Origin of the sequence: Enterocloster citroniae, from assembly GCF_040545455.1 — a bacterium.
In the GTDB taxonomy this organism is placed as follows: Bacteria; Bacillota; Clostridia; order Lachnospirales; family Lachnospiraceae; genus Enterocloster; species Enterocloster citroniae.
In genome coordinates, this window is record NZ_JBEPLZ010000001.1 from 452,214 (window position 1) to 464,940 (window position 12,727).

Sequence of the window (12,727 nt, forward strand, 5' to 3'; positions counted from 1 at the left end):
ACCTAAAAATTTTTTAGGCTCTTCTCTGCCTTTTATCAATCAGGATATGGGCGATCAGTGTCACGGCTGCACTGAAAACCAGCTGCACATAATAGGCGATCCCCCTGGACAGGACCATGGCAGGAAGGAGCAGGTCCCCATAAAAGATGGGATCGAAGATGGTCAGGAATAAATGCTCGCTGATCCCCATGCCCCCGGGCAGGGGCAGCATATCTGCGGATATGGATATGGCTGACTGAAGCAGGATCAGGGCAGCCATATGTGTTCCTGTGAGTCCAAATGCCTTATACACAAAATATGTAACAGAAAATAAGGCCGTCCTTTGGCAAAAGGTGAGAAACATCACACGGATCAAAACCTCCTTGTGCTGCCGCAGATAGGCGGACGTATCATTGTAATGATCCATGGTCATGTTCAGCCGCTCTGTCCTTGAAGTTTTATCCTTCAGAATGTGCAGCCTGACAAGAAATCCCAGCAGCTTCATCACAATATTCTTGGCAAGGGAAGTATGGAAGGCCAGGATCAGCATGGCCAGACAGAATACAACATTCAATGTGAGTCCCAGATAGAATACGGGCATGGCCTCGCAGACATAGCGGTTCAGCAATCCTCTGCCAAACAGGACCAGAAGACATCCCGTTATAACCAGCACTAATTTATATGTAATGGTGACCACCATCAGCACCACGGTAGCCACAGGCACCGGGATCATGTTCCTTCGCATGTAATACACCTGGGCCGGCTGGCCTCCTCCTGCGGAAGGAGTGATGCAGCTGAAAAAGAACCCCACTGAAGAATACATAAAGCAGGTCCTTCTCTTTGTTTTTATATGCAGGGTGCCGAACAGATAGTGAAGGATCGCGGATTCAGCCCATATGAAAAATACCACACATGCAACTCCCATTATCAAATAAAACGTCTTGGCCTCGGTAATGGTTTCTGCGATATCGCTTAAATCTTCCCCTTTAAACACGCTGTAAATGGTCAGCAGAAATACGATCAGCAAAAATGCCCCATTGATCATATTCTTCTTTCTCTTGGACATAGGCTTCCCCTTTTCCCGGTCACCCCGGACAATACCGGGAATATAGCAAAAAATCCCGCAAGAAGGTTCTCTTACGGGATGATAAACGCGAGCTGGGCTACAAGGATTCGAACCTTGAAATGACGGAGTCAGAGTCCGTTGCCTTACCATTTGGCGATAGCCCATCAACACAACGAAGGTTATTATATACTACAGATTTGATTTCGTCAAGTATATTTTGAAAATTTATCCAAAATATATTTCGGACCAATATAGTTCGGACAATATATCTCGGACATCATACAGCCGGAATGTCAGCAGGATGTCAGTTGGGATATTTCAGGATATGCTGAAGTTTTTTCATGGACCGGTTATATTTGGACAGCACGGTTGCCAGCGGCAGCTCCAACGCTTCCGCCACCTCCCGGTGCTTCATGCCGGCCGCTGCGTGGAGAAGCACGATCTGACGTTCCTCCCTGCTGATCCTTCCCAGGGCGTCCAGAAGCACCTTTCGGTCAGCCGCCTGTTCAAGGGGTTCGCAGTATACTCCCTCTTCCTTTCCCTCCAGGTCATCAAGGGCCATGTCCGACATCATTTTCTGCTGCCTGAATCTCATATAGCACAGATTCCTGGCAATGGTAAATACCCAGGCTAAAGGCTTTCCCTGGGGAACATAGGAGTCCGCCTTGGTCCATACGCTCAAATAGGTTTCCTGCACCAGGTCCTCGGCCTCATAAGGGCTTTTGGTCAGTGATAGGATAAAGCTGTAGACCGGACGCACTGTTTCCTGGTAAAATTCCCTGAAAGCCTCCCGATCCCCTTCACCCATGGCCTTTATCATTTCTTCCTGTGACATCTACCCGTCCCCCTTCCGGGGATTAGCCTGGTACCGTTACTCCCTGTTACCCGACATAAAGCTGTTTTCCACGGTAATGACGCACTCGCACCGCCTGTCCCGCTGTTTTACTTCATCGCTAATCCTTGCCTTCAGTTTACCCTGGACAGCCTGTTTATATTCCCAGGGAACCACTAAATCAAAGATCAGGTTGATCCTCTCCTGCCCGTCTACCATCCTGAAATCGTGGAACGCCAGGCGGCTGTCAATATTTTCCAGAACTTCCGCCACCATATCCTTAAATTCCATGACCCTCTCATCATGTGTCTCCACAGGGTCCATATGGATGACCAGCAGCATATGGAAACGCCGCATGGCCTCGCGTTCGATCCGGTCGATAATTTCATGACTGTATTCCACATCACAGTCATTGGGGACCTCTGCATGGATGGAAGCCATGCTTCTGCTGGGCCCATAATTATGTACGATCAGATCATGGGTTCCCACAATACCGTCAAATCCCTCCACAAAATTGCTGATCTCCTCGTAGACTTCAGGGTCGATTCCCTCCCCGATCAAAGGAGCAAGGGTATCCTTTGCAATATTCACTCCCGCGACCATGACCACCACGGAAACAATCAGGCCCACAATGCCATCCACATTAAGGCCAAAGGCCCCGTAGATGCCAATGGAACATATGGTGGACGCAGTGGTTGCCACATCCCCCATGGCGTCCGCCGCAGTTGCCAGCATGACCTTGGAATTGATCCTCTTCCCCAGCCTTTTATTAAACAGGGAAAGCCACAGCTTTACGCCGATAGAGAGAAGCAGGATAATGATGGATATCCATCTAAAGGACATAAGCTCCGGATGGAATACTTTGCCGATGGATGTCTTAAACAGCGAAAATCCCACCTGGATAACCAGGAAGGCCACAATAAATGCCGCGATATACTCAATCCTTCCGTGTCCGAAGGGGTGATCGTCATCTGCAGGCTTTTCCGCCATTTTCACCCCAATAAAACCAATGATGGAGGAAGCCGCATCAGACAGGTTGTTAAATGCATCCGCCATAACAGAGATACTGTTCACCAGCACTCCGATGAACAGCTTGGCTGCAAACAATAGCATATTACAGCCGATTCCCACCATGCTGGCCAGCGTGCCGTACTGTGTCCGCACCTGGATCTCGTCCACCTGGTCATAATTTTTCACAAAATGTTTTACTAAAAAATCTGTCATCTCAATTCTCCGTATTCTACCTTTTCAAGAAACAGCCCCTGGGAGGGTGCCGTGAATCCGGCCTCCTGCCGGTCCTTTGCCTCCAGAATCCGGCTCATATCACCGGGCTGCCGCTTTCCAAGCCCCACTTCGATCAATGTGCCGGTCAGGATTCTCACCATCTGCTGGAGAAAACCATTTCCGGTAAATGATATATGAAGCTTTGTATCTCCAATGCGCTCAAATTGAACAGACTCCAATGTGCGCACCGTGGATTTTTTCATTTTCTTATTGCCGCAAAAACTTTTAAAATCCCGGGTTCCTGTGAGAAGGTCAGCTGCCTGCTCCATGGCCTTCACATCCAGTTCCAGGCCCAGTCCATAATAATATCCCCTCTGGAACACATCCTTTTTCGGCCCCATCTCAATCTGATACCGGTAGGTCTTTCTCACCGCGTTCAGACGGCTGTGGAACCGCTCAGGAGCTTTTTCTATTTTCCATACCCCGATATCCTCGGGAAGATACCGGTTCAGATATTCCATCACATCCCTGGGCGCCATTTCCCGGTTCAGCCGGAAATCAGCAACCTGTGCCAGGGCGTGGACACCGGCGTCCGTCCTGCCGGATCCCCTCACCTCAACAGGAGCCTCATCCAGACGCTTAAGTATCTCCTCCAGCTTTCCCTGGATCGTTCTGTCCGTATTCCCCTGCTTCTGCCATCCGTCATAACGGGTGCCATCATAGGACAGCCATATCACATAGTTCATCCTGTATTACTCCTATCTTTTTTACTTCGGTCTTTTTTACTACGATCTGTTTTACTTCCCCTCCATCCCGCCAAAGCAGCGGCAAGGAGCAGGCCGCACATCACCCCGCAAAAATCCAGCCACACATCGCTGATCTGTCCGGACCTGCCGGAAACAAAAAGCTGGATAGTCTCATCCACAAAGGGGACTATAAAGGCCATTTCCCCCGCTGTCCTCAATCTCCTGACGCCTGGGATCCATGTCCTTGACCAGGCGCAGAGAATACAGCCCAATCCTGCATATTCTACAAAATGTGCTGTTTTCCTTATGATATGTTCCGTCAGCCAGGCGCTGTCGTATCCCAGCAGTTCCAGGAAGCGGTGGGATTGTTCCAGCAAAAATCCGCTTTGCCGGGAGGAAATACTGGCAGGTGTCAGGGAATTACCGTAAATAATTCCGATATACACAACCAGCACCCACAGCCATGCATTCCGCAGCCCGCCGGATGTTTTCCTGTTGTTCATTTCCTTCCGTCTCTGTTCCCCCTGCGCCATCCGGCCCTCACTCCTGTTCCTTCAAAATCCCGCTTCGGTCCACGGCCTCAATTGCCCTGTTCAAAGCTTCCTCATCCTGTACCAAAGCCAGGCGCACATATCCTTCTCCAGAGGGACCAAAGGCACTGCCCGGAGTCACCATGACCCCTGCTTTCTCCACCATATCCATGACAAATTCCTCCGAAGTCTTGTAATGCTTCGGGATGGCAGCCCACACAAACATGGTGGCCACAGGGCGCTCCATCTTCCATCCGATCCGCGTAAACCCATCGCACATAATATTCCTGCGCGTTTCATACGCCTTCATGGTTGTCTTTACACAGCCCTGGTCGCCGGTAACAGCGGCAATGGCCGCCTCCTGTATGGGGAGGAACATGCCGTAATCCATATTGGACTTTAACAGCTTTAATCGGGACACCACGTTTTCATTGCCCAGGCAAAAGCCGATCCTTGCTCCGGCCAGTCCATAGGTTTTGGACAGGGAGTTGAACTCGATCCCCACTTCCTTTGCGCCGGGAAAGCGCAGAAAGCTTCCGCATGTTCTGTTATCAAACACAAGATCACTGTACGCATTATCATGGAGCACAATGATATCATATTTTCTTGCAAATGCGATCAGTTCCTGATAGAACGAATCCGGAGCCATGGCAGTGGTGGGATTATTAGGGTATGAAACCACCATAAGCTTTGCCTTTTGAGCCACATCCTCAGGAATCTCATCCAGCTGAATGATGTAACCATTTTCCTTTTTCTGGGGCATGTAATACAGGTCCGCTCCCGCGATCTTTGGCCCATCGCCAAATACAGGGTAACAGGGATCCGGAACCAGCACCATATCCCCCTCGTCCACCATGGTCAGTGCAATATGCGCCAGGCCCTCCTGGGATCCAAGCAGGGAGCATATCTCCCTTTGGGGATCCAGTTCCACCCCATATCTGCTTTTGTACCAGCCTGCAATGGCATCTAAAAGTTCATTCCTGTCGCTGATGGCATACACATAATTGGAGGGATCCGCCGCCCCTTTGCAAAGCGCTTCCCTTATGTGAGGAGCCGGAGGGATATTGGGCGCACCGATGCTCAGGTCAATGATCTCCTCCCCCTTTGCCATCTTTTCCTTTTTGATCACTGCCAGTTTGGAGAAAATCCCCTCCCCGAAACAATCCATTCTTTTTGCAAATCTCATCTTTTTCATCCTCCCTATTATATCCGTATCTATACTTAAAATCCCAGCAGGCATACTAAAAGCGGCAAAAATACAGCCGGCAGCAGGTTTCCGATCTTTATTTTACTTCCCAGGACCAGATTAAGTCCCAGGCCAAAGATTAAGATGGAGCCGATGCAGGACATCCTGACGATCATCAGTTCCGTCAGGTAAGGCTTTACCAGCCCGGCCAGGGCCGTCATGCTTCCCTGGTATATGCCCACGGGAAATACGGAAAAAGCTGTTCCAATCCCCAGGGCTGCCGTAAATACAATGGAAAGCACTCCGTCCATGACGGCCTTTGTAAACAATGTACTGTAATTGTGATTCAGCCCATCCTCCAGGGAACCTACAATAGCCATGGCTCCCACACAAAAAAGAAGGGAACTGCTGACAAAGGCTTCTGTAAAGGTTCCTGACTTCTGACCGCCGGGAATCCTGGACCTGCACCACTCTCCCAGCTGCTCCAGTTTATATTCAATATTGATCCATTCTCCAAAGGCAGCTCCCGCCACCATGCAAACAACGGTCACAAGGGTATCCCGCGTCTCAAAGCCGTCACCGGATATTGTCATCAATCCCTGTATGGCCCCGGTTACTCCCACAAATACCACACACAGTCCCACTGCGCTGGAAATGGTGTCCTGCAGACGCTTTGGCAGCCCGCCTTTTAACAGCATGCCCACCAGGCATCCGGCCAGGATCGCCCCTACATTCACGATTGTCCCTAATCCAGCCATCATCATCCCTACCTGTTCTTTTTATCTTCATCTTTTTATCTTGTTGGGGCAGGCAAAATGCTTTTTGGAGGTAATATTGCGCATTTTTCAGATTCAACCGCCCATTTTGCCTATTATAGTACAATTTTCCAAATATGACAAGACAGGAAAAGACAGGAAGCCTCCTGGTGGAAACTTCCTGTCCCTTTGATGTTTAATTTATTTTAATACGCCCGGATCTAAGCGCCTGTTCCCGGGCTGGGATTGCCTCCCGTCCCTCCCAGGGCGCCTGCAGGTGGCGGCGGCATGGTGGATGGTTTCACAATCTTTTTCCAGGCATGCATTGCCAGTGCCATAGCGATCACGCCGTAAGATACGAACACACGGAAATACTCTCCGATCACCGGATCTCCAAAAAGTTCCTTGCCGGCCAAAGGCGCTACGATGAACAGTGTGTGGAACAGGATGATACCTAGTATCGCCTGCCTGTTGTTGGCCTTCTGTACGGAAGCGCCGCCAACTAACAGGGCTGCAATGGCGAACTGTCCCACCTGGGTATGTGCGCCGTAGGTGGAAAATGTTCCCACGTTCTGAAGAAAGATCAGCTGTCCCCAGCTTGCCAGCACGGTTGAGAAGATCATGGCAATAATACGCGTCTTGTCAACATTGATGCCTGCTGCATTGGCAACCGTGCGGCTCTGTCCAACCGTACGCATATTCTGCCCCAGGCGTGTGCGCATAAGGGCTGTGTTAAAGAAGCACAGACCGGCAATACACAGATAGGTCATAACAGGCAGATGCACCACAATCAGGACTTTGAAAATAGCGGGTATATAGGTGAGTCCGTATACAGCGGCTGCCAGCACACAGTTGACAACTGCCTTCTTTCCGTTAAACTCCTTCTTATAGATAAACCTGGATGCCAGGAACTTCCACACCTGCCAGATCAGTGTTCCGGCACAGCTCAGCTCAATAGCGTTGAGCAGGAGCAGACGGTCCGTTGCCAGGAACTGTTCGATCACGGGCACAAAGGTCATGCCGTAAACCGCAGCTGCCAGAACCAGCTTGATCATGGTTGCCTTCCAGTTGATCTCCAGTTTCTTTGACTTCTTAATGATGACGGAGGCAATCATGCCAATCACACAGAGATAGAACCCGATCTCGATGATGGTCAGCATAGGAACCGTATCCAGTGCATACTTGACCGTATCCTTAAGGTCAATGGTGTTCTTAACGCCAACGCCTGTTGCAATCATCAGCGTGGGATTATATAAGGGGATCACTCCGCCGAATATGAACAGGAACAGCAGCTGGTACAGACCTTCCGCAAAGTAGGAAAGGACCAGACCGCCGATCATCTCCGCCCCCTTCATATGGTTGAACAATTTTCCAACCAAAAAGCCGAAGAAAATAGCGATGGGCGTGGCGATTGCAACGGTCAGCAGGAAGCCGCCAATTCCCACAAATCCCCAGTAAGTGGTCAGGAAAATGGCTACCTGTGCTGCCATGGCTCCGATTACAATACCAAAGTTCAGTCCCATACCAGCCAGAACCGGTATGATCAGGGACAGCACCAGAAATGAGTTACGGGCAATACGTGTAAACAACTCCGGTATTACAAAAGTGAGGGGCTGTTTGGAGGCAATGGTTCCGCCCACACACAGGATGATGAACAGAATGACTACCTTATTCTTAAATAACACGTCCAATGTTTTCTTTCTATTCACGTCCATCACCTTCTTTCGTTTGTGCTAATGCGTAGATGATGATACCATTGGAGATGATCAGACGCATTACTTCCGACAGGTTTCCTTCCGGGATAAACTGGTTTGCCACCGGCAGCCCTAGCGCCAGGATTCCCTGGAACAGGAATGTGCCAATAAGTACATTGGAAATCCTTGCCCTCTTTGGTGAGGCGCCGCCGATCAACACGGCTGCTACCGAGTTAAAGCCCATCATCATGGGGCCGTTATAAAGCTGCATGAATCCAAATCCCTGGGCATATACAATAATGCCGACTGCGGCAAGAACGGTTGAAAGTGTGGTTCCCACCAGACGCATCCGGTTAACATTAATACCGGCTGCTTTTGCAAACATGGGATTGGAACCTGCTGCCGACATGGCCATACCTGTCTTGGATTTCATAAACAGCCACACTAACAGGCACATAAAAAACATAAACAGCAGCAGGCCTGTAGGCACTGTGAATTTACCGATCTTAAAGGATAATGTATCATTCATGACGCCGCTGAAGGATGTGGACAGGGAGATGGTATTCCTCAGCCCTTTGCCTGCGTTGGGCCATTTCAGCTCGCCGTTTTGGAAGGGAAGAAGCATCCAGAGCATGTTCATGAAGGCAATGATCGAGAAACCCACATAGGTTGTTACAGTCATCTCAGAACCCTTTACCTGGTTTAAGAGAAGGCCGTACAGGTATCCGATCCCGGTGGCCAGGATCACGCCGATCACAATGGCGACCAGCACGGACACCCACATTCCAAACATGGGGCTAACCGCCACCAGGGCGGGGATCCTGGCCACATCAAGCTCAATCACGATCAGACCGCCCAACAGGCCGCCTACAATACCCATGGAAATACCAAAGTTCAGGCCGATTCCGCACTGTACCGCAGGGACCATGGCCAGTGTCAGGATACCGAACATTCCCCATCTGCGGACACAGTCGCTTAAGAGCTGCATTAGGTTCATCTGGAATCCGCCTGCAGCAATCACCAAAAAGATAAAAAAGCCTACAATGATGATACGGGGCAGACCAAACTTCTGCACTGCTGATTTTACAGGATTACTACTCATGATCCTCCCCTCCTTTCACTTTTGTGCCTGACATAGCCAGACCAAATTCCGCATCAGGAGCATCAGGACTTAAGATCCTGGACAGCTTCCCGTCTGAGATAATGGCGATCCTGTCAGAGATGGAGCGCAGCTCCACCAGTTCAGAGGATACGATGATAACCGTCATTCCCTGTTCGCGGTTCAGCTTTGACAGATATTCCAATACCAGCTTCTTGGCACCGATATCAATACCGCGGGTGGGCTCGGATACAAAAAGGATATCCGGTTCCAGGGTTAACGCCCTGGCCAGGCATACCTTTTGCTGGTTACCGCCTGAAAGGCTTCCGGCTGCCTGGCGGATACCTGTACAGCGTATATCCAGGCGCTTAACCATATCCTGCGCATGCTCTCTGGCTGTCTTGCCGTCAAAGAGCCGCATCCATAGAACCTTTTTAAGGAATTTGTTATTGGTCTGCATGGCTGAAAAAATGATATTGTGCTCAATGCTCTCATTCAGCAAAAGGCCAACCCCCTTGCGGTCCTCTGATACAAAGGCAATCTTATGCTCCAGGGCGCATCCCAACTTTTCCAGGTTCAGCGGTTCACCATTGATCATCACCTGTCCCTCGGCCTTATAAAGTCCCATAATACCATTGGGAATCCCCAGTTTTCCCTGGCCTGCCAGACCTCCAATCCCAAAGATCTCCCCTTTGCGTATATCCAGGTTGATCCCCTTTACCTGCTCGCCCGGCATATCCACGTAATAGTCCTTCATGCTCACTGCAATGTTCGTGTCATTGATAATGCGCCTGTCCTCTTCGCTTGTATCCACCAGCTTCTCCACCTTGCGGCCGATCATAAGCTCTGCTATCTCCACCACATTGGTATCCTTGATCTCCCTGTGAGCCACAAATTCGCCATCGCGGAGAATGGTCATGCCGTCCGCCACTGCCATCACCTCGTCCAGGCGGTGGGTAATAAAAATAATAGCAATCCCCTGGGAAGCGATCACACGCATGGCTTCCAGCAGACGGTCCGCCTCAGACTCTGTAAGTACTGCGGTGGGCTCATCAAATACCAGCAAACGGATGCCGGTCTTGTCAATCTCCCTGGCGATCTCAATAAACTGCATGTAGCCAACCGGAAGGCCGGCTACCTTTACATAGTCTTCTATTTGTAACCCTATAGTCTTAAGGGCTTTTTTTGCATCCTTTGCCATCGCTTCAGCGTCCAGGCTTTCCATGGATTTGCCAAAGATACGGCTGACCAGATTCGGGGTACTAATTTCACGTCCAATCTTTATATTCTCCGTTACGGTAAAACCAGGAATCAACATAAACTCCTGATGAACCATTCCAATTCCCAACTCCATTGCCTTTAATGGAGTATCAATATTCACCGGCTGGCCTGCCATTTTCACAGATCCGCCAAATCCACCGGTGGAGTGAATGACCGGCATTCCAAATAAAATATTCATGAGTGTAGATTTTCCAGCTCCGTTCTCACCCATGAGAGCATGGATTTCACCTGGCTTAATGTGCAGGTTAACTCCTTTGAGTACCTGGTTACCGGAATATTCTTTTGTAATATGATCCATTTCCAGGACATACTGTGTATTATCCAAGTTCACAACCTCTTTTCCTTCGGACTTCTTTAAAAACTCCACGCCGCCTTAAAAAGGTTTCGCCGTCTGCCAATGCAGGACGGCGAAACCACAGATACAATGAATTCTTACAATATGTATGAATTACTCAAATGTAACGAAGTCTGCCATTACCAGGTAATGGTTGTCTTTTGCATTACCACTGTCATCTACATAATTGTCAATGGTCATCTGGATCTCACCTGCGCACTCCTGAAGGGTATCACGAAGTACCTGATCATCCAGTACAACACCATTGGTCTGTCCCTCTAATACCTTCTTAGCATACTCCACACCTGCCTCAACAAACAGCATGTTACATGGAACACCCCATGTGGAAACTCTTCCGTTCATGCCGGCTTCGTCAACCTTTGCCTGAAGCTGATCTAACATGTAATCCACATCAGCCTCATGTCCGGCCATATCGATATTCAGTGCAGCCGGGAATGCATGGAATGGGGATGGGCAGCACTGTAAGGAGTAGATTGCGCCCTGCTCAAATACGGAACGGATCAATGGCTCCTGCATACCGCAGTTGGTTGTGAAGAATACGGTATCCTTGCCATACTTCTCAATCTGACGCGGAACATCCTCAAGGATGAACTGCTGAGCGCCTGTGATACCGGAATCACCGGTCGGGTCCGGAGCAGTTACGTCAACTAACTCAATGCCGTTCTCTGCACAGTATTTCTTCAGGTTCTCATGACGTGCAACGATCAGGGCATAGCTCATGTGACGGGGGAAGGAATAATGGATCATGGTCTTGGCTCCCTGTGCCTTTGCCTGAGGAGGAATCACGATGCCGCATCCCGGCTCATCTACCTGTAAAACAATATCAGCCTTCGGATTGATAACGCCTGGATCCTCGCCTGGAGTACCTGCGATAAAGATCATGTCAGGACGTGTCTCACGTACCTTATCAATGGCTGCGGCTGTTCCGGGAATGGCCTGGCACCATACGATTGCCTTTACAGCCGGATCAGAGGCCATCGCTACTGCATTAGAGATAACGGTCTCTGTCTCAGTGGAGAAATTATCCGGATATGTAGAGGTAACGATCATGTCGCCATACTTTTCTTTCATCTTGTTTGCCTGGGTAATCTCCTCATCACCCTGGGAAGCAGTACCTGTGATGATACCAATCTTAAAATCAGCAGCAGGCGCCTCTGTCTCAGTTTCCTCAGCTGCGTCCGTCTCTCCGCCTTCTGCTGCAGTGGTTGCAGGAGCTGCGTTTGTGGTTGGCGCCTCAGTTGCTGCAGGCTCTGCGCTGCGGCATCCTGCCAGTGAGAATGCCATAGCGGCCGCCAGTGTAAGGCTCAGTAATCTTTTTTTCATGCTCTCTCTCCTTTTAATAAACATTTTCTTCTAACTTTTCCAAGCAGGTTACAAAGCTTTTTCTTCGCCCCTTCTTATGATGAAAGTTATGTTCAAAATTATACCATATAAAAATGGTTTATGTCTACTGAAAATGTGCAACATTTACGTTTTTATATCATCTCTCTTTAAATTATATTTTATTGTTGACCAAAAAACCAAATAATTCTGATTATCACCAAATAAAAGAAAATTTTATGCATCTTTTACATTTATGTAAACCATTAATTTTGTGAAGGAAAAACTACCATAATAAATTATTTTTATGAGGTAACGTTGGCAATCAAATGAGCAAGAATTGAGCAAGAAAAATAGGCAAATAAAAAACTGGAATTTCTTAATAATCAAGAAATTCCAGTAAACAAAAAAAGCGCGAGACGGGATTCGAACCCGCGACCCTCGCCTTGGCAAGGCGATACTCCACCACTGAGCCACTCGCGCATTTACTTATTATTTAGTTATCCGGTATCATACATACCTTCAAAACCACATATTGAAAACCGAATTGAAACTTCCTTCTTTTCCCTAAACCTTTTGGTTAAGCCCTCGACCGATTAGTATTAGTCAGCTACATACATTACTGCACTTCCACCTCTAACCTATCTACCTCGTCTTCTT

At 49.0% G+C, this 12,727-nt stretch carries 11 protein-coding genes, 2 tRNA genes and 1 rRNA gene; all 14 read right to left on the bottom strand.

Annotated features, from left to right (window positions below; all coding sequences use genetic code 11):
• Positions 1–13: 13 nt before the first annotated feature.
• Entirely contained in the window at positions 14–1,045 is a 1,032-nt protein-coding gene (locus ABID13_RS01995; RefSeq protein ID WP_007871467.1) for a lysylphosphatidylglycerol synthase transmembrane domain-containing protein, read from the bottom strand.
• A 92-nt stretch (positions 1,046–1,137) separates the two neighbouring features.
• A tRNA-Gln gene (locus ABID13_RS02000) sits at positions 1,138–1,209 on the bottom strand.
• Positions 1,210–1,349: 140 nt separating this feature from the next.
• The gene (locus ABID13_RS02005; protein WP_045093751.1) at positions 1,350–1,880 is read right to left on the bottom strand and encodes an RNA polymerase sigma factor; all 531 of its coding nucleotides are present in this window, start codon (positions 1,878–1,880) and stop codon (positions 1,350–1,352) included.
• A gap of 36 nt (positions 1,881–1,916) precedes the next feature.
• Positions 1,917–3,101: a cation diffusion facilitator family transporter gene (locus ABID13_RS02010; protein WP_007871470.1), complete on the bottom strand. Its 1,185-nt coding sequence runs from the start codon at positions 3,099–3,101 to the stop codon at positions 1,917–1,919.
• A complete protein-coding gene (truA, locus tag ABID13_RS02015; RefSeq protein ID WP_048930552.1) occupies positions 3,098–3,847 on the bottom strand; it encodes a tRNA pseudouridine(38-40) synthase TruA in 750 nt (249 codons plus the stop codon). The genes ABID13_RS02010 and truA overlap by 4 nt, the downstream gene beginning before the upstream one ends.
• Complete coding sequence (locus tag ABID13_RS02020; RefSeq protein ID WP_156200148.1) at positions 3,844–4,380, bottom strand: VanZ family protein; 537 nt, start codon at positions 4,378–4,380, stop codon at positions 3,844–3,846. Before ABID13_RS02020 ends, truA begins: the two co-directional genes overlap by 4 nt.
• Positions 4,381–4,387: 7 nt before the next feature.
• Positions 4,388–5,563, bottom strand: coding sequence for an aminotransferase class I/II-fold pyridoxal phosphate-dependent enzyme (locus ABID13_RS02025; RefSeq protein ID WP_048930551.1), 1,176 nt, complete (start codon positions 5,561–5,563; stop codon positions 4,388–4,390).
• A 35-nt stretch (positions 5,564–5,598) separates the two neighbouring features.
• Entirely contained in the window at positions 5,599–6,321 is a 723-nt protein-coding gene (locus ABID13_RS02030) for a DUF554 domain-containing protein (RefSeq protein ID WP_048930681.1), read from the bottom strand.
• A 218-nt stretch (positions 6,322–6,539) separates the two neighbouring features.
• Positions 6,540–8,027 (bottom strand): ABC transporter permease subunit, encoded by a 1,488-nt coding sequence (locus ABID13_RS02035; protein WP_048930680.1) that lies wholly within the window; start codon positions 8,025–8,027, stop codon positions 6,540–6,542.
• Positions 8,020–9,114, bottom strand: a complete 1,095-nt coding sequence (locus tag ABID13_RS02040; protein ID WP_007871481.1) for an ABC transporter permease subunit — start codon at positions 9,112–9,114, stop codon at positions 8,020–8,022. The genes ABID13_RS02035 and ABID13_RS02040 overlap by 8 nt, the downstream gene beginning before the upstream one ends.
• Positions 9,107–10,690 (bottom strand): sugar ABC transporter ATP-binding protein, encoded by a 1,584-nt coding sequence (locus ABID13_RS02045; protein WP_040417845.1) that lies wholly within the window; start codon positions 10,688–10,690, stop codon positions 9,107–9,109. Before ABID13_RS02045 ends, ABID13_RS02040 begins: the two co-directional genes overlap by 8 nt.
• Positions 10,691–10,840: 150 nt before the next feature.
• A complete protein-coding gene (locus tag ABID13_RS02050; RefSeq protein ID WP_048930550.1) occupies positions 10,841–12,070 on the bottom strand; it encodes a DUF3798 domain-containing protein in 1,230 nt (409 codons plus the stop codon).
• Positions 12,071–12,478: 408 nt separating this feature from the next.
• A tRNA-Gly gene (locus tag ABID13_RS02055) sits at positions 12,479–12,550 on the bottom strand.
• 93 nt (positions 12,551–12,643) lie between these two features.
• Positions 12,644–12,727 (bottom strand): 23S ribosomal RNA (locus ABID13_RS02060); the annotation flags it as partial.

Excerpts from the sequence above, each read along its gene's own strand:
- ABID13_RS02025 (WP_048930551.1), bottom strand. The coding sequence starts at position 5,563 with ATGAGATTTGCAAAAAGAATGGATTGTTTCGGGGAGGGGATTTTCTCC.
- ABID13_RS02040 (WP_007871481.1), bottom strand. The coding sequence starts at position 9,114 with ATGAGTAGTAATCCTGTAAAATCAGCAGTGCAGAAGTTTGGTCTGCCC.
- ABID13_RS02010 (WP_007871470.1), bottom strand. The coding sequence starts at position 3,101 with ATGACAGATTTTTTAGTAAAACATTTTGTGAAAAATTATGACCAGGTG.
- truA (WP_048930552.1), bottom strand. The coding sequence starts at position 3,847 with ATGAACTATGTGATATGGCTGTCCTATGATGGCACCCGTTATGACGGA.
- ABID13_RS02005 (WP_045093751.1), bottom strand. The coding sequence starts at position 1,880 with ATGTCACAGGAAGAAATGATAAAGGCCATGGGTGAAGGGGATCGGGAG.
- ABID13_RS02030 (WP_048930681.1), bottom strand. The coding sequence starts at position 6,321 with ATGGCTGGATTAGGGACAATCGTGAATGTAGGGGCGATCCTGGCCGGA.
- ABID13_RS02050 (WP_048930550.1), bottom strand. The coding sequence starts at position 12,070 with ATGAAAAAAAGATTACTGAGCCTTACACTGGCGGCCGCTATGGCATTC.
- ABID13_RS01995 (WP_007871467.1), bottom strand. The coding sequence starts at position 1,045 with ATGTCCAAGAGAAAGAAGAATATGATCAATGGGGCATTTTTGCTGATC.
- ABID13_RS02045 (WP_040417845.1), bottom strand. The coding sequence starts at position 10,690 with ATGGATCATATTACAAAAGAATATTCCGGTAACCAGGTACTCAAAGGA.
- ABID13_RS02020 (WP_156200148.1), bottom strand. The coding sequence starts at position 4,380 with ATGGCGCAGGGGGAACAGAGACGGAAGGAAATGAACAACAGGAAAACA.